Source organism: Salipiger sp. ABF4_146, from assembly GCF_056161345.1.
The window spans coordinates 191,782-215,957 of record NZ_JBSWYX010000009.1 but is presented as its reverse complement, the minus strand read 5'-3'; the positions used below and the strand labels follow the sequence as shown (position 1 = coordinate 215,957).

Genomic DNA, 24,176 nt, shown 5'->3' with positions numbered 1-24,176 from the left:
CTCAGGCCGCGTCGCGGGGATCGTGGCCGGCGGGCTTGCCGTAGAGACCGATGTTGGCATCCCCCCACTCCTTCAGGGCGCAAAGGATCGGCTCCATAGTCCGGCCCAGCTCGGACAGCGAATATTCCACCTTCGGCGGCACTTGCGCATAGACCTTGCGCGTGATCAGCCCGTCCTGCTCCATCTCGCGCAGCTGGTTGGTCAGCATGCGCGGCGTGCAATTCTCGACATGGCGGCGGATTTCGTTGAACCGGAGCGTTCCGGATAGCAGATGCCAAAGGATGATCGATTTCCATTTGCCGTCGATCAGGCCGATGGCGGCCTCTACTGAGCAGCCGGGGGTGCAGTCGAAGCGTGAGTGACGGGCTTTGGCCATTACAGTATCCTTTTTTATACTATGTGCGGTCTTTGTGCGTATTGCGATAAGGTGAATGTAGGATCAATTTCTCTTCCATGCAATCGAACAATGGAGTGATCCCATGAAAGCCATCGGCTACCAGACCCCCGGCACCATCGACCGTAGTGAGGCCTTAACCGACATCGAGCTGCCGCGCCCCGAGGCCACCGGCCATGATCTTCTGGTCGAGGTCGCCGCAGTGTCGGTGAACCCTGTCGACACCAAAGTCCGCAACAGCGCGACCCCGGCTGAGGGCGAGTGGAAAATCCTCGGCTGGGATGCCGTGGGGCGGGTGGCCGAGGTCGGCCCGGATGCACAGGGCTTCGCCGTCGGCGACGAAGTGTTCTACGCCGGGTCCATCGCCCGGCCGGGTGCCAATAGCCAGTTCCATCTGGTCGATGCGCGCATCACCGGCCACAAGCCCAAGACCTTGTCGAATGCAGAGGCGGCCGCGCTGCCGCTTACGGCCATCACGGCTTGGGAAATGCTGTTCGACCGGCTCGACATTCGCCGACCGGTTCCGGGGGCGGCCAACGCCGTCCTGATCATCGGTGGTGCGGGCGGGGTCGGATCGATCGCGATCCAGCTTGTCCGTGCGCTGACCGATCTGACCGTGATCGCCACCGCGTCGCGCCCTGAAACGCAGGACTGGGTGCGTGAGCTTGGCGCGCATCATGTCATTGATCACCATGGTGATCTTGCGGCGCAGGTTGAAGCGCTCGGCATCGGCGCGCCGGGCTTCGTGTTCTCTACCAATCAGAGTGACCGGCATGTGAAGGGTATTCAGGCCCTGATCGCGCCGCAGGGCCGCTTCGGACTGATCGACGACCCCGAAGCGCTGGACGTCCTGGGCTTCAAGCGCAAGGCGGCCTCGATCCACTGGGAGCTGATGTTCACGCGGTCGATCTTCGGCACGCCCGACATCGCCGAACAGGGCAAGCTGCTGAACGAAGTGGCGGCCCTGATCGAGGCGGGAAGCATCCGCACGACGCTGACCGAAACACTGTCGCCGATCAACGCCGAAAATCTGAAGAAGGCCCACGCCCTGATCGAAACGAACACCGCCCGCGGCAAAATCGTGCTGGATGGGTTCTGATGTCCGGAATCATTCACCTCGTCGCAACGCTGGTGGCCAAACCCGGACAGGAGGCGGCCTTGCAGGCCGCCCTTACCGGGATCCTCGCGCAGGTGCGCAGTGAGGCGGGCTGCCTGCGGTACGACCTGCAGCGTGAGCGTGACAACCCCGCACGCTTCGTGATGCTGGAGGCCTGGGCCGATGCGGACGCACTCGAAGCCCATGGCAAGGCCCCAGCCCTTACGGGACTTGCGGCACGGTTTGACGCGCTTCTGGCGTCACCGCCCGACCTGCGGCGCCTGGAACACCTGGCATGAGGAGGCGATCATGACAAAGTTGAATAGTAAGCGCGTTTTGGTGATCGGGGGCAGTTCCGGCATCGGGATGGCCGAGGCCGCCGCGGCTCTGGCCGAAGGTTTCACCACCATCGGTCTGTCGGCAGAACGGCTGGCCAACTTCATCACGCTTTGCTGCGTCGTTGCCTGGCGGGTGACACGGTTGTCGATGCTCAGTCGAGACATCGCGGGCGCCGAACCTGCTACTACCCTCACGGTCGCGGAACGACCTCTGCTTGAACTGGCGACAACAGAATGAAAGCGCGAAATGCCGCTAGATCTTGCCTACTACGCATGGGCGGTCGCACGCTTCGAAGGCTACGCCGATCGCGCTTCGGACGCGCCGCCGGGGACGACCGTCATATGGCGAGGTTTCGCTCGCCTCGCCGACTTCGCAGAGGGCGCCCGCTTAGCGACCTCCCTGCCGGACACTTGTAGGTAACCGCAAGAGCTACCGGGCATTTACGGAACGCTGAAGGTCCACCGCGCTCAGGCAGCAGCATCGCACAGCAGAGGGGGTTCGGCATTCAAATATTCTCGCCGCCTGCTAGCGTCGCTGTTTGAGCTGTGCCTTTAGTTCCGCGGCTTTGCGGATGCGAACCCAAGCCAAGCAGCCGAAGGGCAGGCTGCCGGCGGTGATGGAGAGTTCAAAAGCGGCGAGGAGCAAACTGTCGGTCGAAGCGGCTGCTAACATGCATGCGAACGCCACGTAAAAAGTGACCGCTGCGATCAGAAAGTCTAGCTTTTGCCAAAGGGATAGAGTTTCGACGCTTACGTCTTCAACCATTTTCCGCCATCCCACCGTCCACGTTTTTCATCGAACTCATTCTCAAGGCCAAGCTGCCGTTAGGTCAAGATGTATGTCCTTCGCAGCTATCATCCCTGAGTGGCAGGATCATCGAATTCTCGAAGCGAGCATGGGTTCGGCACGTTGAATCACCTTGGCCGTGATAGCCTCGCACTCGAGTGCCACCGGGTCGCTGAGCAGTGAGGACGGATCTAACCACACACTGCAGCGACATGATGTCTGTAATGACACCAGGTATCGGGAAGGTCGTGCTCATGCGTTGATCTTCGACTTGCCGGTCTCCCAGAGGGCTTTCAGCAGCTTGTGTGCGAAAGTCTTGATCATGGCTGTGTGTAAGCTGACAGGCGACAAGAAGCGCTCGGAGAGAGGAGGGCGAGAAGATCTAGGAAGCAATGGAAGCCTTTTCTGCTGGTGTCCCATTTTCCTGTCCTCACCGACGCGCTTGGGTCGGAGTCATTCCAAAACGGCGGCGAAAACTGCGGCTGAACACTTCTGGACCGGAGAACCCGAAGCGCCGCCCAATTTCGGAAATGCCCAGGTGACCCTGTGTGGGGTCTCGCAGGACCGCATATGCGCGTTGCAAGCGGCGCTCTGCAATCTCCTGCGAGACGGTGGTTCCATGGGAGGCGAAGATACGTGCCACTTGCCGCGGCGGGACGCCAATGGCTGAGGCTACAGAACCAGGGGACAGCGCGGGATCGCGGATCTCCGATGCGATATGTGACAGCGCCGCGAGGAATTGGCTGCGTCCACCTCCGGGACGGGCCTCGGTTCGCAGAAGTCCTTCCAGCATCGAGAGGATCCGTAGGCCGTGCTCGTCAGATGCGTGCGCCTCGCTTAGCCAGCGGCGCAAGTTTCGCGTTAGCCCCTGCTGATCGAAGCGCGCGGCACCAGCGCGCCCTGGTATCAGCAGGGGGTCTGTGACGGCGGTCAACAGATCGCCGATGAAGCTGTCGCGGGGAAATTGCAACGTCAGAAGGTGGATAGGTTCGGGGCAGATGATCGTGAAGGGCATTGAAGGCAGACTGAGAGCGGCGTCGCCACCCTTCAACCGCAGCCACTTTCCTGCTTGCCCGAGGAGCGTTTCGCCTTCCACCATAACGGTGGCGAAGACGGTTTCAGCGGTTTCCTTGCGGGTTTCCTGTACCTCGAGCACATGGGCCGAAGCCCGCACTTCCGATACCAAGACTTCTCCAAAACGGCGAATGGTCAAGTGGCCTTCGACTGGTTCGTCATTGAGGGAAAGGCACCGGCCCGCAAATTTGTTCGCGTGCAGTTGGCTTTCGTAATCGCGCTGCAGCCTGTCATCGATCGCGGGCATGTTCCTCACGAGCTCCTCGGTAGCGGCGTGGCGAATTGGCGCGGCGCCTGGCCGCTAGGGTTAAGATCTGTGTCCCTTGTGGTCAATTCAGGACCCACTCCGCGGTGGAGACAGGAATTTCTGAGGCATAGGTAACCATCAGGACAGCACTTCGAGCCTGTTGGCAGCTTCCGCCCAAGCGCGGTTGCCGCGATCCCGGCAGGTTTGCCCGCCTTGGCGATCTCGACCCCGTCGGATCGATCGCGCCTGACGCAGGCTAGCGCGTATGTCCTGAGCAAAGGAGAGGATATAATGGAATTCAAGGACAAGGTCGTTCTGATCACGGGGGCCGCCGGAGGCATCGGTCTCGCTGCGGCGCGCAAGTTCGCGGCGGAAGGGGCGAAGCTGGCGCTCGTGGACCTCAAGCGGGAAAGCCTCGAAACGGCGGCCGGCGATATCGAGGGCGCGGTTCTGATCGCCGCAGATGTCTCAAAAGAAGCCGACGTGGAAGCCTACGTGGCCAAAACGGTGAAGGCCTTTGGCCGGATCGACGTCTTCGTCAACAACGCCGGCATTAATGGCGACTTCAAGCCGATCGAAGAGCAAAGCTTCGAGAATTACAGCAATGTACTGCTCATCAACGTGATCGGCGCCGCCATGGGGCTGAAGCACGTGGTGAAGCAGATGAAGGTTCAGGGGGCGGGGGCTATCGTTAACACCGCGTCGAACGGCGGGCTGCTGGGAGCGCCCGGTATGAGCGCCTATGTGGCGTCGAAGCATGCGCTCATCGGGGTCAACAAGAGTGTCGCCCTCGAGGTCGCCAGCGCGGGGATCCGCGTCAATGCCGTTTGCCCTTCCGGTGTAGACACTCAGATGATGCGTTCGATCGAGAGCAACGCGCGCAAAGGCGACGAGGCTGAGGCACGCAAGCAGTTCGAAGCCGCTGTTCCGCTTGGCCGTTACGCAGAGGCGGAGGAAATTGCCGATCTGATGCTGTTCCTGGCCAGCGACCGGGCCAGCTTTATCACGGGTGCGTATTACCGGATCGACGGCGGTGGCGGCGCGGTTTCGGTCTAAACCGCGATTGGCCGGAGATATCCCGCCTGAAAACTAGGGCGCGGCCTCGAGCTCGCTCGGGGCCGCGGCCGCGATGGGCCGGTCGCCTACTTGGTCCTCACACCGCTGCGCACTGATGCTGTATTCAAACGTGCTTCGAAATAGGTCCGAGAGACTTCGTTTTCAGGGTATTGGTCTGGTTCGGCCCAGATCGCTCCTAGCCGTCCGACAAGTCCGGCAAGCCAATCCGCGGCCTGCATTGTTTGATAGCGATGGCTTTCGATCTGAAAAGGGGGCTCGATCAGATGCCTCATCGGCGTGTCCCCACCATACATCTGCATCGACGCGGTTGTCAGGAGTTGGTCGCGCTGGTCATGTTCATCGAGCGCCAGCAAGAATCGGCTGTCTTCAGGCGCATCATGTTCACAGAAATCGTTTATCCGTTTGAGGGCCTCTTTCAGGACCCCATGGTACAGAGCATTTGCGTCTGCCGTTTCCGGAGAATGCGTCTTTCGAAGACCGACGTAGAAGGTCTTGCCACCGATTTTCTGGATTTTGTTCAGGATGCGGTTCGTGGTCGCGCGAAGCTCGCGGTACCTGGTGACGTTGGTAACGGTGTAGAGCGCGGAGCCCTTCTTCTCCCAGACTGCCGGGTGCTGCTCAGCCCGATCAATCTCGAACTTCAACAGGCGGCACTTCTGCTGATAGAACCAAGTGCCGAAGCTGCGGACCTCTTCAAGCGGGATAATGTAGCCAGCCAAGCCGAAAACGGGGCTCTCCTTGAACTTGGCATCATGCTTGGAGACGAACGGCCCGATGTGACCAAATTCGTCCAAATAAACCATGTAAATCAAGGGCAACCTCAGAAGCACGAAAGCCCGCGCAATAAAGCACGGGCCTCGGAAAGAAGGCAAGACTCGCGTCTTGCGCTTCGATATCAATATGGTGTCACGCGTGACACTTGTCAATCCGCGTCAAAGGCCGCAGCGTCCGGCGTGTCGCGCCCGATTAAAAGCCTACGCCGCGACATGCACTTAGCCGCTATCTGGCCGCTCTCTTCAGGGCTTTGCGGCCCGGATGCGTGGCCAAGGCAGTGGAGCAGAACTTCGCAACTGTTGCAACGGATGAGGGCAATTCCACCGCCACACCTGCACCTTGGTCGCTGCCATCTCCCGGGTAGCTGCAGATCGCTGCTCAGTGCCCTCGCCATTGGGCCTGGACCGCTGCCAAGCGGGTGTCAGCCCGCCGTCCCCGGCAGAAAAATCTCCGCAATCCCCCGTCTCCCATCCTCTCTTCCAAGCTGGATCACCACATCGATGCTGTGCGCGCAGTAGCGGCGCACCTCTTCGAAGCTCATGTTGAGCCCGTGGCCGAGCACCATCGTCGCGAGCCGATCAATGGCCTTGAGCGCGGTGTCGGCGTGGATGGTGGTGACCGACCCGCCGTGGCCGGTGTTGATGGCCTCGAGGAAGGTGAGTGCTTCAAAGCCGCGGAGCTCACCGAGAATGATCCGATCGGGGCGCATCCGCAGGCTGGATTCCAGGAGCTTGGCGGGGGATTTCTGCGAGCCCGGCAGCCGGTCCGATTTCATGGAAACGGTGTTGGCGTGGGCCGGGAAGAGCTCGAAGGCATCCTCGATGGTGACCAGCCGTTCGCGCGGGCCCACCATATCGAGGAGCGCGCGGGCGAAGGTGGTTTTGCCGGTGGAGGTGCCGCCGGAGATCACCACGTTGAGCCGATCCTCGATGCAGAGCTGCATGGCCTCGGTGACCTGGCCCGCGCCGGTCAGTTCGCGCACCTGCTGTGCCCGGTCGCGACGCCGCTTGTCGAGATCGACGAGCTGGCCATGCAGGAGCGTCATGTCTCCGATCTCGAGCTTGGTCTGCGCATACCGCCGGAAACAGATCGAGGGAGCGCCTTCGATTACCGGCGCCGCCACGACCTGCGCCCGCAGCGGCGCGCCGGCATGCGTGATCTTGCCCGACACGATCGGTTTTTTCGCGGAGAGCGGGACGTCGACCTCTGAGGCGATGGCCTTGGCGAGGTCGGCGGCCTGGGCGGGCGCGAAACTCAGCCCTTCGGCCCGCTGCATGTGGCTGTCGCCTTGCCGCTCGACCCAGACCCCGCCATCGGGATTGATCGCCACCTCCACCACGTGAGGGTCCCCAAGATAGGGGCCCAGAGGCACAAGGTAGCTTGCAAGGAAAGACGCGCGCGGCGGAGCGGCGGTCATTAAAAGAACTCCAGGTCGCGATCAACCATGACCGTGATGGCGCTGCCTTGAAGGGCGGTGATGATCGGGGGCAGCGTGGCGTAGTCCGCCGCCGCCGAGCTGGTGGCGTCGCCGAGATCCTCGGTGATATCGCGGGCAATGTCGGAGGTGGTGTCATCGTCGATCTGGGCCGCGGCAATGCTCGGCCCCGCGCCGATGAGCGAGATCAGCGCAGCATTGCCAAAGCGGGTGCCAAAGCGCGTGTCGACCTGCCCGCTAATGCCGGAGCGGCCCATCTGGTCCCCGCCAAACGCCGAGATCTGCACCGACTGGCCATCGGGGGTGACGAGGCGGGTCCAGCCAATGAGGATGCGTCCCTGGCCGATGTCGATGTCCGAGCTATAGGAGCCGAACAGGCGAGAGCCGGAGGGGATCAGCACCTGGCTCTGATCGAAGGACCAGACCGGGTAGTTGACCACGGCCGAGACGGCGCCGGGCAGGGAGGAGTCGACGGCGTTCTCAAGGCTCGCCTGGATCATCGTGCCCTGCAGAACCGTGTAAGCGGGATTGGCAATCTCCGTCGCCTGTTCGGTTGGCGTGGCACCACCGCTGCTGCCAGTGCCGCCGGCACCGCCGGTGACAAAGGCGCGCAGCGCGCTGTCGCGCGATTGCCCGCGCGGGCTCAGCGGACCGGCTGTGTCCCCGGACCCGCCGCTCGCCGGTCCCGCGCTGCCTGAGCTTGCGCCGCTGTCGTAGATCACCGCCTCGGACTCGACCCGGGCCTGCAGCTCTTCCTGTTGCTGGCGCCGACGTTCGGCCAGCTCGGCCTCGCGCTCAGCTTGACGCCGCCGCTCGGCTTCGGCGTCCTGGGCCTCCTGCGCGGCGTCATTGCTGGCAGTGGTGATCTCGGTCTGCAGCGCCAGGTTCTCGCGGCGCAGCGACTCCAGCGTCTCTTCCTGCTGGGTCATGCGCTCTTCATTGGCCGCCTGCAGGGACTTCAGCTGATTGGCGAACTCTTCGCGCATCTGCTGCGCCATTTGCGCGTTCTGCTCCTGCGTCTCCTGCAGCGCGCGGGAGAGGTCCGCGACGAGGACGCTGTCCTCGCTGCCCGCACGGCCGGACAGTTCGGCGAGACTGTTCTGCAGCTGCTGCACCTGTTCCTGCAGGGAGGCATTGCGCGCCTCTAAGGCGCTGCGCTGGCTGTCGAGCTGGTCCTGGATGAGGCCGAAGTCAAAGCCTTCGTCTTCGGGCTCCGGGGCGGCGGTGGGCGCGATATTGCCAAAGCCGCTGCCGGTGGCACCGTCCTGGAATTCGGTGACGTTGGAGGTCTCCACGGGCGCGCTCTCTTCTTCGCCCGCGACCATGGCGTAGGCCAGCACCACGAACAGGCAGCCGGCGATGAGGCCGGAGACCAGCTTACCGGCGAGCGAGTTCAGTCCCATCGCCGCGCGGCGGGGCTTGCGCTCGACGCGGTAGGCCTTCTCCTGTGCGGTGCCTTCAGCCTCGAAGTCAGTCTCCTCGAACCCCTGATCGTCGGTGCCTTTATGCTCGGCCATCTCAGAACTCCTTCCCGGCAAGGCTGCGGAGAATGAACGGATCCACGGTCTTGCCGCCCGGCACGCGGCGGATGCAGATCACCTCGTCGCCGATCCGGATGGTGAAAGCCTCGGCCACACCGCCGACGCGCACCACCCGGCCGCGGGTCTGCGAATTCACCGTCAGCTCATAGCCCTCGCCGTCCACGGCAAAGATCGAAGGGCGCACTCCCTGGCGGAACTCGAAATACGTCGCACGCCCATCGTTCCAGACCGCCGTGGGCCGGGCCTGTCCGTCGCCGGCGTATTCATAGCCGGTGTCGCGGGCGCCGATCGCCTTGGGTGTGCTCGAGGGCCGGGCCGGCTGGTCCTCGGGATATTTGACCGCGACGCGGTAGGTCGGGGTCTTGCTGCGGCCCTCTGTGAGGACAAAGGCAATCGCGCGGCGCGAGGTGTAGATGGTCATGTTGCTGTGGGCGCTGCCGATGACCGGTTTTACCGAGACCGTGTTGCGGTTCGACAGAACCTCGACATCGAAGGCCTCGGAGTCCCCGAGCAGGACCTGCTCGATCCGCTCACCCCGGCCGAGCTCGAGCGCGGTGTTGGTCCGCAGGTTGGTGTCGACGCGGATCACGTCGGAGGGGTTGTACCAGACCGAGCGCACGCGGGCGTCCTGGCCCATGGTTTGCGGCGCGCGTTCGGCCAGTGCGGGGAGAGGCAGGAGGAGAAGGGTCGCAAGCGTGAGGGCTTTGGCGTGTCGCATGGTCAGCCTCCCAGCGTCTCGGCCGAGACATTGAAACTGGTCACCGTAAAGCCGAGCGGGTTTTCCCAGACCCGCTCTAGGGCGCGTTCCTCGCGGGGCTGGAACTCGAAACCGATGACGGCCACGAAGGGACGGGTGACGCTGTCCTGCCGCGGCGTGCGCAGGGTCTTTTCATAGCGGACCTGGGCCACGGTCGGCTCGAGGAAGGTGATGGTTTTCACCCGCACGGTGACCTCCGCCCCCTGCCCATAGAGGCGGGGCGGGTAGGTCTCATTGTCGCTATCATTGCTCCAGAGCGCCACCAGCGAGCGCCGGGCGCCGCTGACCGAGCGGCGCTGCACGCTTTCGAGGCGCTCCTGGATGCCGGCCATGAGGAAGGACTCGCGGTCCGACACGTAAGAGACCAGCAGGCTTTCCTTCACTGCCTGCTCATCCTCGATGCCGGTGGGCTGCACCTGCATGACGCGCTCCGCCGCGCCGGTGTCGCGGTCCACCAGCACGGTGAAGACCTCGGTTGTCTTGAGCGGCATCATCGTGGCGATGGAGAGGGCCATGAGGACCGAGACGCCGGTGGCAACGCCCGCGACGATCCAGGCGCGCTTTTCGCTGCGGCGCGGGGCCATGATGATGTCCGTATCGAAGCTGTGTTCTTTCACCAAAACCTCCTTCGCGGCCGATTACTTGCCGCCCTTGGCGACAGATTTCTGGGCCAGGGACACCGCGAGCCGAGCGGCGGCGGCCGCGCTGCCGGGCGCGCCGCCCGCGGCGCTCGAGATCGCCGCGCCGACCGCATGGCCTTCCCGGCGGGCGCCGGAGCTGATCCCGTATTTGGGTTCCTTGCGTCCGCTCATGCCTTCGGCCATGCCGCGGGCGCCGGCAACGGCGCCGTAGCTGTGCGACTTGGCCTGCTGGTAGGTGCCGGAGGCGGCCTGGCCGAGGCCAATGGCGGTCGAGCCGAGGGATTGGGCAATGGTCGGGACCATGAACATGAGCCCGGTGCCGAGCATCATGACCACCACGAAGCCGATGATGTCGCCGATCGTCTCGGCGCTCGCCGGATCAGGCGCGAGCATCTTGCTGGTCGCAATGGTGAAGCCGGCCATCGCAGCGGTCAGCAGGGGCACGAAAGCGAACCCCAGGGCCAGCTTGGTGTAGGTCTCGAAAATCGGCGCGGATTGCTTGAAGAGCGTGCAGGCAATCGCCAGCGGCCCCACCACGATCAACACCGCGATCATCAGCTTCGCGGCACAGATGACGACGATGGAGATAGTCGCCATCAAGGCTGCGATGAGGAACATGAGCAGACTGGCAAGGGCGCCGGAGATGTAGGAGCCGTTCTCGGAGACCGCTTGGCCCAGATCAAGCGCATCGCCATAGAGTTCGTCCAACCCGCGATAGAGGTCTGTCACGGTCGACCCTGTCGCGGCCGAGAGTACGGTCCCGCCCAACTGGCTCGGGGTTTCTGTCAGAACGCCATAGACCGCGTCGAAGTTGGCGAAGGAGGACAGGAAGATCATGACCAGGACGATCCGCGTGATGAGGCTGAGCCCATTGCGGAGCGTCATCGGGACGGCCTGGATGGCGAGGTTGATCCCTGTCATCGCCACGAGGAGCACCGCGCCGACGCGGAACACCGGGATGACCGAGCCGGCCACCTCGTTGTAGGCGGCGGCCCCGACAGACGAGGCCGTTGTGTCCACCGCCGAAAGAGCATCCGCAATGATCGCCATCACGGGGCATCCCTGCAGCTGTCGTTTCGGAAGGACCGATAGGCGTCGGACACGTCGTATTCTTTCGCGATGTTGTACTCGCGCAGCGTCGCCATGTCCGTCTCGGAGATGTCCTCGGGCATCACGCCAAGGAACTCGACCGAGAACTCCTCGAAGGAGCGCGCGGCCTGCGGGCAGGTGCAGGTCTGTTCCTCGAGGCGCTGCACCTTGTTGAAGGTCTGATAGGCGGTGCGCGCCGTGCCGAAGTTGAACCCCGGTTTGGCGAGCAGCCCAACCTTCGGCGGCTCCCGGCGGCAGAGCGCCTCGTCGCCTTCGAAGAAATACATGCTGCGGCTCTGCATCTCCTGCATGATCGCCAGCAGGTCGTCAGCATCTTCCGCCTCCACCGCCGTGACGGCCGCGGCGCTGAGCTCCGGTGCCGAGGCGGCGCTGTAGTCCATGGCCCAGGCCGAACTGCCCGCACCTGCCAGGACAAGGCCCGCCGTCAGGCCCGTGATCATCTTCGCAAACATATGGGTCTCCTCTTTCAAATCGCGTTTGGGCGCCGCTCAGTCGGCGGTGCCCGAATAATCAAAGAAGCTGCGTTCCTTGGCCTGCTCGGCGGCCCAGTTCACACCGGTCTGGCCCTGCGCGAGTCCCGCGGCGGCATTGAGGCGCCACATCTGGCCGAGCATGAAGTTGGTTTCGGCCGCCATGCGGGTGTTGAGATCGACGCTCTCCTTGAGCGTCTCCTGATTGGCGATCTCATCCACCAGCCCGTTGACGCGCTCGAGGCTGGTTTCAGCCTCCTCGTAGGAAAGCTGCGCCGCGGCAATCGCCGTCGCGCTGGTGCCGGCGGTCTGGGCGATGACCTTGTCTTGGGGGTTTTCCGAGGAGGAGAGCTGCGAGAGCCGATCGGAGGTCAGCCCGGCCGAGGCCAGGGTCTCGCGCATCTGCTCGGCGGCGTGTTTTTCCCCCATGGTGACATCGCCATCGAGGAGGTTGTCGAGCAGGGCGTCGAAATCCCCCATGGCCAGGTCATCGGCAAAGCCGCTGAGATCGGTGATCTTGGCGGCGCGGTCTCGCAGGTCTTCGGCGCTGTTGTAGAGCGTGGCGATGTCATTGAAGCCGGTCAGCGAGTCCCCGATGAACTCAAGACTGGTGATCTGCTCCATCTGCAGCTCGATCTGCTTTTTCAGCTGCTGAATTTGCTCGATCTGGTTCTCGGCATCCTGCAGCGCCTGCTGCAGCTGCTCGACGTTCTTTGCAAGGTTCGAGCCGTCAATGACCGGCACGCCCTGCGCGAGACCGGGCGCGGTCAGCGCGAGGGCAGCGGCGCTGGCTAGACCGAGGCAGTTGGCAAAGCGGCGCAGGGCCGTGCGAGCGGTCCTTTTACTCATCGCGATACTCCCAGAAGTTCGTGACCTGCAGCCCCTGGGCGGCGTCCGACATGCCGCGGGCGGCGTCGACCTTCACCTGCGCGGCGCGCAGGCGCAGCGTCAGCGCCATGAGCCGGGCGCGCTCGGCCATCATGTAGGTGTTGTGATCGACGGCCTGCTTTTCGGTCTCGGGCCTGGCTTGCTGCAACAGGCCATAGATGCGCTGCATCGCGTGATCGATCTGGGTGTTCACCTCGCCGGCGTAGCCCATGGAGGCCTCCGACCAGTTGCCCCATTGCGCCGAGGCGCCGTCCACCCCGGCGAGCGTGCCGGTCTGATTCTTGCCGGTGATGAGCGAGAGATAGCCCTGGTAGTAGCCGCGGATCCGGCGGACATAGTTCTGCGTCTCATCGAAAGGCGGCACGCCGCCGTATTCGTCGACATTGCCCGGCCCGGCGTTATAGGCGGCGAGGGCAAAATCGATGCGGCCGTAGGACTTGAGCTGGGCGAGGATGTAGCGCGCGCCGCCGTCGAGGTTCTGCCAGGGATCGCGCGGATCGACGCCGAGATCGGCGGCGGTGCCGGGCATGAGCTGGCAAAAGCCCATGGCGCCCACATGTGAGACCGCGGCGTTGTTGAAGCGGCTCTCCTGCTTGATGAGCGACTGGAACAGGATGCGCCAGGTCAGCGGGGTCAGGCCCGCGGCGCCGACACCGGCGTGGCCCTCGTATTTTGCCGCTGTCTCGATAATCATCTGCTCGACGCTGGCATCGTCACCAAAGAGCCGCTGCGCATCGGCGCTGCTTTCCTCCGTCACCGGATAGGTTTCCGCAGCACTCGGAAACCCACCCGCGCCGTCTTCGAAGCCGGAGACATCGGTGGTGCCCGTCGTCTGCTCGAGGAAGCGCGCGTAGGCCTCCAGCTGCTCTTGGTGCAGATCCTGCTGCGCTTCGCGACGGCCGAGCTTGTCCTGCTGTTTGGCAAAGTCGCGCTCGCCTTCGGAGAGCCGCGAGATCGCATTGGCGAGGTTCGAGCCGTCGACGATCGGCACACCCTGCGCCAGAGCGCTGGGGCCGGGGACTGCCACCAGCATCAGCCCAGCCACGCCCAGTCCCGCCGCCCCGGTCCGCGATACCTTGGGTACCCCCATGCGCTCAGAGCGGGGAGAACTGGCAATCATCCGCGTCCTCCGCAGCAAAACTCATCTGGGACGGCGACGCGGCGCCCCGGCTCACCACGGCACCGCGCGTCACTGTGGCTGGGATGACCGCGTAGCTGCCCTCGGTCCGAAACGTGCCGGCACAGGGCGACTTGCGCCCGGTCGAGACACCGGCGGCGCAGCCAGCGAGGGCCAGCATCAGCGCGGCGGTGGAGAGGAGCTTTGTCATGCCATGTCCTTCCAGAAATCAGACTTGCGGCGCCACTCGAAGGGCGCGCGGTCCTCGCCCTTGGCCCCGCCGCCGAGCACGGTGACGAGATCCGGGCCGAGGCCGGAGAGGTCGAAGTTGACGAAGAGGCTGTCGCCAGCCGAGCGCAGCAGCGCGAGACGCAGACCGCCGGTGCTCTGCGAGACAAACTCCGCCTCGCGGTCATTGAGCTTGAGGATGCGGTAGTCCTCGGGATGGGCCGCCGGGTTCGGAAACAGGATCTGCGTCGAGACCATCTCGGAGATGATCGCGCCGACGCTCGACTGCGCGAGATGCCCGGGGGTCTGGGTCAGCATCATCACCACGCAGTTCTTCTTGCGCATGGTGACCAGCCATTCCTGCAGGCGCTTTACGAACATCTCGTCGTTCAGCATCTTCCAGGCCTCGTCGATGACCAGAATGGTCGGGCGCCGGTCCTCGATGACGCGCTCGATCCGGCGAAAGAGATAGGCCAGAAGCGCGGTGCGTTCGGTGCCGAGATCCAGAAGCTCGCTCATATCGATGCCGACGACATCCTCGCCGATTTGGATGCCGGTCTCGGCCTCTTCATCAAAAAGCCAGCCAAAGCGGCCCGACACGGTCCACTCGCGGACCCGGGAGACAAGATCGCCATCATCGTCGGTCTGGTTCACCGCCGAGGCCAGGGCCGAAAAGCTGCGCAGCTCGGGCTCGGCCGCCACCACGCGGCGGATCGCGTCATTCAGCGCCACGGTCTGGAAGGTCTCGAGCGGCCGGCCGCTCCGGGTAAGGATGTCGGCGGTCCAATCGGTGAGCCAGGCGGCGCCGCGGCTGTCGGTCTCGGTGAGGAAGGGATTGAAGCCCGTCGGCTGGCCGATGCGGACCGTGCTGTAGGTGCCGCCCAAAGCGCGCACCGCCATCTCGAGGCCGAGGTCCTTGTCGAAGACCACGATGCGAGCGCCGACGCGGCGCGCTTGCGCCATGAGAAACGCGGTGCCGAGCGTCTTGCCCGAGCCGGGACGCCCCAGCACCAGCGTGTGCCCGCCCGAGGGTTCGGCGGTCCGCGATCCCGGTTCGTGGAAATTGAACCGGTATTGGCAGGACGACACCGAGGGCAGGGCGGTGATGGTCTCGCCCCAAGGAGACTGGTTTTTGTCGCGTCCGGGCGCGCCAGCGTGGAAGGCGGCAAAATCGGCAAAGTTGGTCGAGGTGGTCAGCGCCGCCCGGTGGCGATAGCGCCAATTGCCCGGCGCCTGGCTGAAGAACATGGCGCGGGCGGCAAAGCTCTCGCGCACCAGCGTGGCACCCGACTCCTGCCCGGCCCGCCAGACCTCGGAGGCGGCCTCTTCCAGGGCCTTTTCGCTGGTCGCGCTGACCATGACGGTGAGCTGATGCTTGCCCAGCACGCCGCGCCCGGAGGCGATGTCGTCGAGCAGATCGTAAAGCCCCGCGCGCAGGGATTGCGCGGCATCTTCGGTCGCCCCCATCTGCCGCGCGGTGCGGGCGATCTTTTCTTCGGCCTCGTTGTTGCGGATCGGCGTGAAGCTGTTGGTGACGACGATGTCGTAGGGCAGTTCCAGCGCGTCGAGCACGGTTGGCAGCGACTTGTTCGGCCAGGCCTTCACCCCGAAGATCGCGCCGAAGCGCCGCGACATGCCGTTGTCGATGGCAAAGCGCTTTCCATTGAAGAGATATTGGGCGTTGGTCATGGAGGCAGAGAGAAACTGCCCCGGTTGCCCGTGCATCGGCTGGAACTGCTGGCCCTGGACTGTGCCGAGATAGCCGAGCCAGTCGCCGTCCGAGACGCGCAGGCGGCGGAACTCCACGGCGTGATACATGGCCTGCAGCAGGCCCATGGCCTCGGTCATGCGCTCCTTGCGCAGCGCGAGGTCAGCCTCGAAGGTGGATTTCACCGCCCGACCCAGCCCCATCTTCTGGCTGGCGCTCGGGCGTATGGCGAGGGTGAGCAGCAGCACCCGGCGCTTGAGGGATTTGGCGGCAATCGTCTCGCGCCAGCGCCGGTCGATCTCCGCAGCAAAGCCGCCGTCGTCCATGGGGGCAAGATCGAGTGACGCCGGGATGGTGATCTTGTTCACGTAAAAGCCGAAGCGCTCGCCGAGTTGGCCGACGAGGCGGGCAAAGCCCTGCGTCAGCGCCTCGATCTCCGGCGCCTCGGCGGTGAAGCTGTCGATGCCGCCGATAACGGCCGAGGCGAGAAGATCGCCCTGCCGCGTCAGGATGAGATCATCCTCGGGGGCCGAGAGATAGGGCAGGTGGCGCGCCACCGGCTCTTCGGCAAAGAGGCTTTCGGGTAGCACCGAGCGCAGCAGGGCGCTGTCCTCGAAGAGGGCGGAGAGGCGGTTAAGAGACATAGCGATCGCCCCCATTCCGCTTGTAGGTCCGGGTGCGCGGGGTGGTGGAGAGAACCCCCGCGACGATCTGGAAGAGATGCGGGTTCCGGTCGGCGACAAGCCAGAGGACCGGGTAGGCGACGAGGGCAATCCCGAGGAAGCGCACATCATCAAAAGTGACAAAGGGGATCACCGAGCCGAGCGCGAGGCTGATGAAATAGCCCAGCGGTAGCCCGAAGAACTTGGGAGGACGTGTCAGCCCGAGAAACAGGGGGTGCTCTTGCATTGGCATGCGCTCCAACGAAGAAAGCCTCCCGCGCCACGCGGGGCGGGGAGGCTCATGGCTCAGGTGGCCGTGAAACCGTCGATGATGGTTTCGGCGGAGAAGACGATGACAACGCCGACGAGAATGACGAGAAAGAGCGGCCAGTTGAGGCGGCCGGTGAACATCATGTAGCCGGAGCCCACGAGCGCGAGGATGGCGATCAGCCGGCCGATGGGGCCGGTCAGCGCATCGACAATCGTGCCAAGCATGTTCTCGAGCGGATCCAGGTTCTGCGCCAGCGCGGGCTCGGCGATGAGCGCGAAGATGGGCAAGAGGTAGAGCAGCCCCTTCCGGTTAAAGGAAGTGAGGCGGCCGAGGAGCCCTTTCGTGATCGTGGTCATATGCGGTCCTTACCGATGGTTGCCAGGTAGACGTCGAGCACCTTGCGAACGTGCCCTTGTGTCTCCCGGTAGGGAGGAATGCCCTGGTACCGGGCGACGGCATCCGGACCGGCGTTGTAGGCGGCAAGCGCCAGGGGCACCGATCCAAATTCTTCGAGCTGCATGAGGAGGTAGCGGGCCGACCCGTCGAGGTTCTCGCGCGGGTCGTGCGGGTCGACCCCGAGGACCTGTGCGGTTCCGGGCATAAGCTGGCCAAGGCCGATCGCGCCCACATGTGAGCGGGCCGATTGTCGGAAATTGCTTTCGATGGCGATATTGGCCCGGAAGAGGGCGATCCACTCCACGGGGGAGATGCCCGCGCGGCGGAGCCCCGGATGGCGGGCGTGGGCCTGCGCGATGCTCGAGATCAGGCGCTCGACCTCAGCAGAGCCGTGACGGCGCGCACGGCCGGGGCGGGAGGGGGTAACGGCGGCAGCAAGAGCCTGCGTGCCCTCGGCTTCAGCAGAAAAATCCCTCGGCTTGCCGAAGTCGAGAACCGAGGCGGTAACCCGCCCCGCGTCTCGCGGGCCCCCGAGGTCGATGACCTCGGCGTGGGCCCAGGGTGCCATCGCCGCGAGCGCGGCGGAGGCACAAAATCGTCTAGTCTTTCGACGTATCCTCATAGGTTTTCCAAACCGCGCGCTCTCCTACGTGACGCGGAACGGAAATGGGGGAGACGCCGAGATCCATGCCGAAGGACAGGAGCCCTGTCAGGGTTCGGATGGTCCTCGTCTTGATATCCCTACCGTGGACAAGAAGCAGTCGGTGCGTTTGACCGTCAACCTCGGCAACAGCGTAGAACTTCCACGCGGCCTGGAACTGGTTGCTCACGCGCGCTGGCGCTTCGATGCACTCGACTTCAACTGTCCCACCGGCTTCCAGGGTTTCCCTCACTCCCGCAAGCGTAATCACTGGTGAAACTTCTCTCATTTTTTTGCCTCGTTCCTGGGGTCGTTCGATGTGTCGAGTGACATGGAGGAGGCATACACATTTTTTGGGTAGCGTGAAACAGAAGATGGTGCAATACGTAATTGCAAGATACTTAAAACAGCAACAGTGCCACATAGTGATGCCCAAGACATGATGCGGTTGTTTGTGCATACCACCCGATGCGCCGGAGGTGCTGCCTCTGGGGCAGCCTTGGTCGCAGCGAGTCTTGCAAACTCGGCCGTTGCGCAAACGACGGCGCTGGACTGCATGCCGCCGCCGGTCCCCAGTGCTGACCTGCCGCGAGACGTCATCGAGGAGTACCGCGAGGAGCTTGGGCTCGAGTTCTCGGACTATTTCACCGAGGCGCAGCGCTACTTGCAGTGCCTGCAGCTGGCGGAAGAAACGGCGCGGCAGGACATCGACGCGGCGCTCGAGGCTTACGCGCGCCTGCAAGCCCTTCGTCCAGATCAGGAACATATTCGAGAATGATGTATCGAGCGCAAGACCCGCCGGACGTCTCCAGGAGCGGTCTGTTTGATTGTTGGCATATCTTTGACGGGATTAAGGCGATGAAGCATCTCCTCGGCGCTGCGGCCATGGCTGCCCTGGCCTTCACCGGAAGCCTGGCCGTGACATCGCAGCCGGCGCGGGCCTACCAGATCGATTGCGCGATCCTGCTCTGCCTCTCCGGCGGCTGGCCCGCTTCGGCGCCCTGCGTGGCGGCAAAGACGGAGTTCATTCGCAGGATCACGCCGTCGCCCATCGAGCCGCCGCTGCAAATCTGGCGCTGCCCGATGCACGCGGCCTATCCGGAAAACGCGGGGCAAACGCCGGAACAGCGCCTTTACGATGTGGCCTTCGACCGGGGCGCGCAGCCCGTCCAATCGCCGTCGGGTTCCGAGGTTGTGGGCGCTGGCGCGCTCAGAGGCGCGCTACCGACGGACGCGCTCATCTCTGCGGTGCTGAAAGAGGCCGGTGTCCGGGTGGGCGCCCCGAGGCGCGCCCTCTTGCAGCAGATCGCCGACTACACCTCCGAAAATGGCGTGGCCGCCATCGACATCAGCGATCCGGTCTTCGATTTCGTGCGCTCGATCCGCGTCTACAGCGTCGAATACATGCGCCAGCGCGACCGGGGCAGCGACAATGACCATTGCGAGCGGAGGAGCCGCGTGCGCGTCGGTCGATACGGCCTGCAGGGCGATTTTTACTGGCGTGACAGCAGTCCCTCGGCGCTGCCGGTCGCCTTTGTCGGCGATGAGGGCTGGGGTGAAAGCTGCCCTTACATCTCGCGCCGATCGGTCTTCGTGGACTGGTCGGACTACCAGGGCAACTACGGCTACGAGCAGGTGAATTACTAGCGGCCCGTTTGCCGCGCGAGGTCGCGGCTTGCAGAGCGGAGCAAAAGAGGCAGGCGCGTCGCCGCATGCGGCGCTTGGAAAGAAAGGAGCAGTTTCCCCACCCCCCAAATAAGAAACCCCGCGAAGGCGGCAACCTTCACGGGGGAGCTCTTAGAACAAGGGTGTGCAAACCCTTGGAAGCAAGCCTCATCACTTGCGACTCTATCAGCCTCCCCCATTGGCAGACAAGGAAAAACGCACCTGTGCGAACGGGTGAGTTCTGTCTGACGCCGCCTCGCCAATACCGGACGAGGAAAACAGACCGATGCATATGGCTGGAGCCATTTTAGAGGCCCGACAACACATCTCCTTCCCCTCTTTGCCACAGGGTATGGAGCGCGACGGCTTCGTTGCGCTGATTGACGCCGTGGCGCCGCTGCTCGGGGTCAGAAGCGCTGCGCTCACGACCTTCCGTATCATGATCGCTGCCACCCGCCCCCGCGCCTTCAAGAGCGGCGAAGAGGAGCCCTGCTGTTATCTCGCGCAATCGGAGATCGCGAAGAAGCGGAAGGTCTCGCCGAGCCGGATCCGGGCGGACGAGGCGCAGCTGGTCGCGGCCGGGCTGATCGAGAAGCGCACCATGGGGAACGGCGCGCGCTCGGGCTTTGTCGGATGCGGCGTCTACTTCTCCGTGGCCATCACGAGGTGCCAGGAGTTCCTGGCGCTCCGCGAGGGCATCGAAGAGGGGCGCCGGCAGCACGCGAAGCTGCGCGGGCTTCGCAGCATCCACAAGAAGCACCTGAAGAGTTGCCTCGCCGAGCTGATCGCGGAGCATGGCCGGACGGTCGAGGTTCAGGACATTGCCGACGCCTTCGAGGCCTGGCCAAGCGCGGACAAGCTGCACCGGATGTCGCTCGAGGAGCTGGAGGCGCATGTCGCCGAGGCCGATGCGCTCTGCACCGCGGCGCTGGATCTGCTGCAAGCGATGTCAGAAACGCACGGTGGACCGCACGAAAACGAGCGGTCCTATATACAAGATACAACTCAAGATTTTAACAAAGTACCTTGTAACGCCAGCGTTGATCAGCGGAGCGCGGGCAGGCCCGCGCCCTCAGATGTTGAGGACGCCGCGCCTCGCGGCGCGCCGTCTTGCCGAGAAGAAGAAGAAGCTGGGGCGGGGGCCGCTGAGCACAAGTCCAAAATCCTCACAAACATCCCGATCCAGACATTCATCCCGCTCGCCTCCGAGGAGATGCGCTTCTACCTCGATGCCCGCCGGCGGGGCCGGGGCGGCTGGTCCAGTCTGCACCTGCATGATTTCACTGTCGCTGCGCTTTGCCGCCTGCCCGAGCTCGGCATCAACCGCTCCGCCTGGGACGATGCGGTACGAAAGATGGGCGTGGAAGACGCGACTTGGTGTGTGTTCATCCTCGACGCCAGGGCCGGCGATCCCGACACGCCAATCCGAAGCCCTGGCGGCTACCTGCGGGCCATGACACGGCGCCACGTGGAAGGCACGCTCAACATCGTTGGCGGGCTCATCGGGCTGTCGATGCGCCAGAATGGCGAGTAGCCGTAGGGCGGGCGTGCGATGCCGAGAGGGATCTTGGCTCAGTCCCTCCCGATCGCCGGGCGAGCTCGGGAATGTGGCCGCTGCGGACCCGGTAAGAGGCGTAAGCGGCGGCAAACGCGCGCAATTGAGCCAGAGATGTGAAAGACGCAGTCGTAAAATGGTCCAATTGACCTAGGGGCAGCGAGTTCCCGCTTAGGTTGATCTTAACGCGTTGCAGTCAACTTGTAAGTTCTTGTTACTTCCCATCACGGCGCGACCAACTGCGCCGCAGAAGACGGCGAACCGCGTGTTGGTGGGGTCCGCCGGGAAAGGGAAAGCAATGAACCAATTCAACCACTCCGCCTACGAACAGGAGATTGGATCGGTCGAGGAGGAACCTCGACAACGGACGCGACTTGAGACCCTCGGCAAGGCGGGCCTCCTCTGGGCCGACCCGCTGGTGCCGAAGAAGCAGGTGATCGCGGAGACCGGCCTCGACGCACGGGAGTTGCGCCGCCTCTTCGGCAGGAGACGCCGCCCGCCCGTGTGCGACCTTTAGCCAGGCTCGCATCCTCGACGCAATTCCTTCGCGCGCCAGCCAGTCGCCAGAGCGCGCGAACGGTTTGGGGAACAACGCCTCGAAAACCCTTCGGCCGTCGTCGATTTGGGGCGGGCCGGCAGGAGATAGCGGATTTTCCAGGGGTCGGATTTTGGCACCCTCTCAGGGGCTTCCAGGTTCGATGCGCCCGGGAAACATGCGATATGCAAAGAGTGGTTTTGCCATGAATACCGAGACCCAAGACCTGCTGCGCGAGCTGGCCCAGAACGCCGAAAGCGTGTGCCGGCACTATCTCTCCGCCGGGCGGCGTGAAGGCGGGTACTGGCTGGTTGGCGACCTGCAGAACACCCCCGGACGCTCGCTCTACGTGCGTCTCACCGGTCCCGACGAAGGCAAGGGTGCCCGCGGCCGCTGGACCGACGGCGCGACCGGCGAATACGGCGACCTGCTCGACATCATCAAGGCGCGGACCGGGATCGCCCGGTTTCCCGATCTGCTGGCGGAGGTCCGAGCACACCTCGGACGCCCCATGCCAGTCGCGCATCCGAGCACGCCTCGAACGCGCAGGACCGCATCCGGCAAACGGACATCCGCCAAGCGCCTCTTTGAAGCGTCGGTTCCACTTTCCGGGAGTCTTGCAGAAACCTACCTCCGGAGCCGCGGCATCACCAGCGTGGCGTCCGTGTCGGCGCTGCGCTTTCATCCGCGCTGCTGGCATCGCGATCACGACGAGGCCGAGTCCAAGTCGCGTCCCGCGCTGATCGCGGCGGTGACCGACAGGGCAGGGCGCCTTCGCGGCGTCCACCGCACCTGGCTTGCAGAGGATGGATCGGACAAGGCGCCCGTCGAGGTGCAACGCCGGGCCATGGGCGAGCTTCTAGGAAATGCCGTGAAGATCGACGCCCCGGCCGCGTGCCTTGCGGTTGGCGAAGGTCTCGAGACTATGCTGTCGCTGCGCGAGGCCCTGCCGGGCCTTCCGGTCTGGGCTGCGCTTTCGGCTGCGCACCTCGGCGCCGTCGACCTGCCCGAAGGGATCCGCCAGCTCTACATCGCGCGAGATCTCGACAATGCCGGGCAGGCCGCGGCGGACAAGCTGAGCGCGCGGGCCAGGGACGCAGGCATCTCTGTCTCGGTGCTCGGGCCCCGCCGCGGGGGTTTCAACGATGACCTGAGGGAGGATGGCGCAGCCGCGCTGCGGCAGCGGCTTCTTGGCCAGCTCGAGCGCTCCGATCTGGTGCGGATGGCGCTGAAGGGCTGATGGGCCGAAAGCGCTGAGCGTCATGAAGTCGTTACCATCGACGCAGCCGCGCGCAGCAATCGGAGAGTGATCGCGGCGCCACCTGCTCCAGGAGGCATGGCAAAGACGCTCGGACCCGGCGGCCACTCGTGGTCTCGATTTATCCGGTGGTGCATCTTGGTTTTTGTAGATACATAAACTATATTGAGGATGTAGGGTGCGCACATGATGATCGTCTGGGACGAGCCAAAGCGGTTGGTCAATCTGGCCAAGCATGGGCTCGACTTTTCCGACTTGGACGAGGCGTTCTTTCTATCCTCGTTGGTCGTTCCGGCGAAGGAAAACCGTCATATGGCGATCGGACGGCTTGCGGATGGAACCGTCGCGGTCGTTTTTGCTGTTCTGGGAAGCGAGGGCGTTTCGGTGATCTCGATGCGCCCGGCAAGCCGGAGGGAAAGGGAATTGCTATGACCAAGAAGCCACTTAGTGAATCCAAGGTGCAAGCTATGATCGCCAGCGATCCCGACGCTCCGGAGGCAACGGATGCGCAGCTCGCGCAGGCAAAGCCCTTCACTGATGCATTCCCAGCGCTTGCCGAGAAAATGCGCAAGAGTGCTGGCGGGCGTCCGAAGGCGGCGAACCCAAAGGTCGCGGTCTCCTTGCGACTGGATCCTGAAGTCGTGGCGCGCTTCAAGGCACAGGGCCCCGGGTGGCAGACGCGCATAAACGAGGCTTTGCGGCACGCTGCAGGGCTGAGCTGAGTGGTTTTGCTTGCCCCGCGGGCTACGAGATGCCGATGCCTGCGGGGGTCTGAGCGGGCGCCCGTATGCCATTGTAAGTGCCATGTGTACCAACAAGAAAAAGGTTGAGCTTTCCGAGGTCGGCAATCCAGAAACTCGGGATGCCGAAGGCCGCCGCGGTGTCGCGGATAGTGACGCCTTGGGCGATTCTGACCCGGCCACGCCGGCGCTTGCAAGGCGTAAGCAGCGACAAGCTAAATCGCCAGGCATCGTCACTTTGGGGCGGGGTTTTGCCTCGCATCGACGCGTTCATGGCCTTCGGGCGAGCTGTTTGAGGCCCCGCGTTCAAGAAAGTACTGTCGGGCTTTCTCGCTGATCCCATACCTGCTGATGTAATCCGCGAGCACGTCGCTCAATGAGACTGCATTTCCCATAGTGTGTCTCCTCCGTTTCAGCTCAGCGTGCCGCAGAAAGATGAACAAAGCGTTAATTGCCCGGTAAATATCGAGGCAATTCTGTGCCGTGATTGGCGAGGCAACCCAAGATCACTCTCGTCAGCGTGCGCATCTGAGAAGTGTGGTGGTGTTCAGCCGGCGCGAACGTCAACTTGAGGGGTTAAGCTGGATGCGGGAGCGCGGCGACCCCAAGGGAGGAGGAAAGGGGTTGCCGCTGAAATGCGGGGCTCAGGGAGGAGGAGAGAGCCCGGCAAATTCCGCCAGCACAATGTCGTGCTGTGAGCGCTAGATAGGAATTGCAGTGGCGCAGCGCAAGCTTCCCTCGCGCAAACCTGTCCTGCGCAAGATGCATGGGA

The 24,176-nt window shown here is 63.9% G+C and carries 29 protein-coding genes; 12 read left to right on the top strand and 17 right to left on the bottom strand.

Annotated elements, in window-relative coordinates; translation table 11 throughout:
* Position 1 precedes the first annotated feature (1 nt).
* A complete protein-coding gene (locus tag ACXAJT_RS14915) occupies positions 2 to 376 on the bottom strand; it encodes a winged helix-turn-helix transcriptional regulator (protein ID WP_475168897.1) in 375 nt (124 codons plus the stop codon).
* A gap of 103 nt (positions 377 to 479) precedes the next feature.
* Here ACXAJT_RS14915 and ACXAJT_RS14910 point away from each other — a divergent pair, with 103 nt between their 5' ends.
* Genes ACXAJT_RS14910 through ACXAJT_RS14900 form a run of 3 tightly spaced genes read left to right on the top strand, consistent with a single transcriptional unit; the run spans position 480 to position 2,066 of the window.
* Complete coding sequence (locus tag ACXAJT_RS14910) at positions 480 to 1,493, top strand: zinc-binding alcohol dehydrogenase family protein (protein ID WP_475236459.1); 1,014 nt, start codon at positions 480 to 482, stop codon at positions 1,491 to 1,493.
* Positions 1,493 to 1,789: a putative quinol monooxygenase gene (locus ACXAJT_RS14905; protein ID WP_475168899.1), complete on the top strand. Its 297-nt coding sequence runs from the start codon at positions 1,493 to 1,495 to the stop codon at positions 1,787 to 1,789. The genes ACXAJT_RS14910 and ACXAJT_RS14905 overlap by 1 nt, the downstream gene beginning before the upstream one ends.
* A gap of 10 nt (positions 1,790 to 1,799) precedes the next feature.
* Entirely contained in the window at positions 1,800 to 2,066 is a 267-nt protein-coding gene (locus ACXAJT_RS14900) for a hypothetical protein (RefSeq protein ID WP_475168902.1), read from the top strand.
* A gap of 288 nt (positions 2,067 to 2,354) precedes the next feature.
* Here ACXAJT_RS14900 and ACXAJT_RS14895 read toward each other — a convergent pair whose 3' ends face one another.
* Complete coding sequence (locus ACXAJT_RS14895; RefSeq protein ID WP_475236457.1) at positions 2,355 to 2,594, bottom strand: hypothetical protein; 240 nt, start codon at positions 2,592 to 2,594, stop codon at positions 2,355 to 2,357.
* 451 nt (positions 2,595 to 3,045) lie between these two features.
* The gene (locus ACXAJT_RS14890; RefSeq protein WP_475236456.1) at positions 3,046 to 3,936 is read right to left on the bottom strand and encodes a helix-turn-helix domain-containing protein; all 891 of its coding nucleotides are present in this window, start codon (positions 3,934 to 3,936) and stop codon (positions 3,046 to 3,048) included.
* A gap of 291 nt (positions 3,937 to 4,227) precedes the next feature.
* On the opposite strand from ACXAJT_RS14890, the gene ACXAJT_RS14885 reads away from it, so the two are divergent.
* Positions 4,228 to 4,992 carry an SDR family NAD(P)-dependent oxidoreductase gene (locus ACXAJT_RS14885; protein WP_475168906.1) on the top strand — a complete coding sequence of 255 codons (765 nt, stop codon included), beginning with the start codon at positions 4,228 to 4,230 and terminating at the stop codon, positions 4,990 to 4,992.
* A gap of 86 nt (positions 4,993 to 5,078) precedes the next feature.
* Here ACXAJT_RS14885 and ACXAJT_RS14880 read toward each other — a convergent pair whose 3' ends face one another.
* From ACXAJT_RS14880 to ACXAJT_RS14815, 14 genes are all read right to left on the bottom strand, one after another.
* Positions 5,079 to 5,816 carry a DUF3800 domain-containing protein gene (locus ACXAJT_RS14880; RefSeq protein ID WP_475236508.1) on the bottom strand — a complete coding sequence of 246 codons (738 nt, stop codon included), beginning with the start codon at positions 5,814 to 5,816 and terminating at the stop codon, positions 5,079 to 5,081.
* 392 nt (positions 5,817 to 6,208) lie between these two features.
* Complete coding sequence (locus ACXAJT_RS14875; protein ID WP_475236455.1) at positions 6,209 to 7,123, bottom strand: ATPase, T2SS/T4P/T4SS family; 915 nt, start codon at positions 7,121 to 7,123, stop codon at positions 6,209 to 6,211.
* 80 nt (positions 7,124 to 7,203) lie between these two features.
* On the bottom strand, positions 7,204 to 8,739 hold the full coding sequence (locus ACXAJT_RS14870) for a TraB/TrbI/VirB10 family type IV secretion system protein (protein ID WP_475236453.1): 1,536 nt from the start codon (positions 8,737 to 8,739) through the stop codon (positions 7,204 to 7,206).
* A gap of 1 nt (position 8,740) precedes the next feature.
* On the bottom strand, positions 8,741 to 9,481 hold the full coding sequence (locus ACXAJT_RS14865) for a TrbG/VirB9 family P-type conjugative transfer protein (RefSeq protein WP_475236452.1): 741 nt from the start codon (positions 9,479 to 9,481) through the stop codon (positions 8,741 to 8,743).
* A 2-nt stretch (positions 9,482 to 9,483) separates the two neighbouring features.
* On the bottom strand, positions 9,484 to 10,137 hold the full coding sequence (locus tag ACXAJT_RS14860) for a VirB8 family type IV secretion system protein (protein ID WP_475236451.1): 654 nt from the start codon (positions 10,135 to 10,137) through the stop codon (positions 9,484 to 9,486).
* A 21-nt stretch (positions 10,138 to 10,158) separates the two neighbouring features.
* On the bottom strand, positions 10,159 to 11,211 hold the full coding sequence (locus tag ACXAJT_RS14855) for a TrbL/VirB6 family protein (RefSeq protein WP_475236450.1): 1,053 nt from the start codon (positions 11,209 to 11,211) through the stop codon (positions 10,159 to 10,161).
* Positions 11,211 to 11,723, bottom strand: a complete 513-nt coding sequence (locus ACXAJT_RS14850) for a hypothetical protein (protein WP_475236449.1) — start codon at positions 11,721 to 11,723, stop codon at positions 11,211 to 11,213. Before ACXAJT_RS14850 ends, ACXAJT_RS14855 begins: the two co-directional genes overlap by 1 nt.
* 36 nt (positions 11,724 to 11,759) lie before the next feature.
* The gene (locus ACXAJT_RS14845; protein ID WP_475236448.1) at positions 11,760 to 12,590 is read right to left on the bottom strand and encodes a type IV secretion system protein; all 831 of its coding nucleotides are present in this window, start codon (positions 12,588 to 12,590) and stop codon (positions 11,760 to 11,762) included.
* Positions 12,583 to 13,749, bottom strand: a complete 1,167-nt coding sequence (locus tag ACXAJT_RS14840; protein WP_475236447.1) for a lytic transglycosylase domain-containing protein — start codon at positions 13,747 to 13,749, stop codon at positions 12,583 to 12,585. The genes ACXAJT_RS14845 and ACXAJT_RS14840 overlap by 8 nt, the downstream gene beginning before the upstream one ends.
* Complete coding sequence (locus tag ACXAJT_RS14835) at positions 13,724 to 13,957, bottom strand: hypothetical protein (protein ID WP_475236445.1); 234 nt, start codon at positions 13,955 to 13,957, stop codon at positions 13,724 to 13,726. Before ACXAJT_RS14835 ends, ACXAJT_RS14840 begins: the two co-directional genes overlap by 26 nt.
* Positions 13,954 to 16,326, bottom strand: a complete 2,373-nt coding sequence (locus ACXAJT_RS14830; RefSeq protein ID WP_475236443.1) for a VirB4 family type IV secretion system protein — start codon at positions 16,324 to 16,326, stop codon at positions 13,954 to 13,956. The genes ACXAJT_RS14835 and ACXAJT_RS14830 overlap by 4 nt, the downstream gene beginning before the upstream one ends.
* A complete protein-coding gene (locus ACXAJT_RS14825) occupies positions 16,316 to 16,591 on the bottom strand; it encodes a VirB3 family type IV secretion system protein (RefSeq protein WP_475236439.1) in 276 nt (91 codons plus the stop codon). The genes ACXAJT_RS14830 and ACXAJT_RS14825 overlap by 11 nt, the downstream gene beginning before the upstream one ends.
* 59 nt (positions 16,592 to 16,650) lie before the next feature.
* Positions 16,651 to 16,971: a TrbC/VirB2 family protein gene (locus tag ACXAJT_RS14820; RefSeq protein ID WP_475236436.1), complete on the bottom strand. Its 321-nt coding sequence runs from the start codon at positions 16,969 to 16,971 to the stop codon at positions 16,651 to 16,653.
* Positions 16,968 to 17,633 carry a lytic transglycosylase domain-containing protein gene (locus tag ACXAJT_RS14815; protein ID WP_475236433.1) on the bottom strand — a complete coding sequence of 222 codons (666 nt, stop codon included), beginning with the start codon at positions 17,631 to 17,633 and terminating at the stop codon, positions 16,968 to 16,970. The genes ACXAJT_RS14820 and ACXAJT_RS14815 overlap by 4 nt, the downstream gene beginning before the upstream one ends.
* Positions 17,634 to 17,757: 124 nt before the next feature.
* On the opposite strand from ACXAJT_RS14815, the gene ACXAJT_RS14810 reads away from it, so the two are divergent.
* The 8 genes from ACXAJT_RS14810 to ACXAJT_RS14775 all read left to right on the top strand — a co-directional run bounded on the left by ACXAJT_RS14810 (position 17,758) and on the right by ACXAJT_RS14775 (position 23,386).
* On the top strand, positions 17,758 to 17,928 hold the full coding sequence (locus tag ACXAJT_RS14810) for a hypothetical protein (protein WP_164197529.1): 171 nt from the start codon (positions 17,758 to 17,760) through the stop codon (positions 17,926 to 17,928).
* A 279-nt stretch (positions 17,929 to 18,207) separates the two neighbouring features.
* Complete coding sequence (locus tag ACXAJT_RS14805; RefSeq protein ID WP_475236430.1) at positions 18,208 to 18,429, top strand: hypothetical protein; 222 nt, start codon at positions 18,208 to 18,210, stop codon at positions 18,427 to 18,429.
* Between the two features lie 80 nt (positions 18,430 to 18,509).
* Entirely contained in the window at positions 18,510 to 19,298 is a 789-nt protein-coding gene (locus tag ACXAJT_RS14800) for a hypothetical protein (RefSeq protein WP_475236506.1), read from the top strand.
* Between the two features lie 304 nt (positions 19,299 to 19,602).
* Entirely contained in the window at positions 19,603 to 20,850 is a 1,248-nt protein-coding gene (repC, locus tag ACXAJT_RS14795; protein WP_475236429.1) for a replication initiation protein RepC, read from the top strand.
* Positions 20,851 to 21,169: 319 nt separating this feature from the next.
* Complete coding sequence (locus ACXAJT_RS14790) at positions 21,170 to 21,388, top strand: hypothetical protein (protein ID WP_194136513.1); 219 nt, start codon at positions 21,170 to 21,172, stop codon at positions 21,386 to 21,388.
* Positions 21,389 to 21,611: 223 nt separating this feature from the next.
* A complete protein-coding gene (locus ACXAJT_RS14785) occupies positions 21,612 to 22,646 on the top strand; it encodes a DUF7146 domain-containing protein (protein WP_475236426.1) in 1,035 nt (344 codons plus the stop codon).
* A 204-nt stretch (positions 22,647 to 22,850) separates the two neighbouring features.
* Positions 22,851 to 23,096, top strand: a complete 246-nt coding sequence (locus tag ACXAJT_RS14780; protein ID WP_475236424.1) for a BrnT family toxin — start codon at positions 22,851 to 22,853, stop codon at positions 23,094 to 23,096.
* Positions 23,093 to 23,386 (top strand): BrnA antitoxin family protein, encoded by a 294-nt coding sequence (locus ACXAJT_RS14775; protein WP_475236423.1) that lies wholly within the window; start codon positions 23,093 to 23,095, stop codon positions 23,384 to 23,386. Before ACXAJT_RS14780 ends, ACXAJT_RS14775 begins: the two co-directional genes overlap by 4 nt.
* Positions 23,387 to 24,176 lie beyond the last annotated feature (790 nt).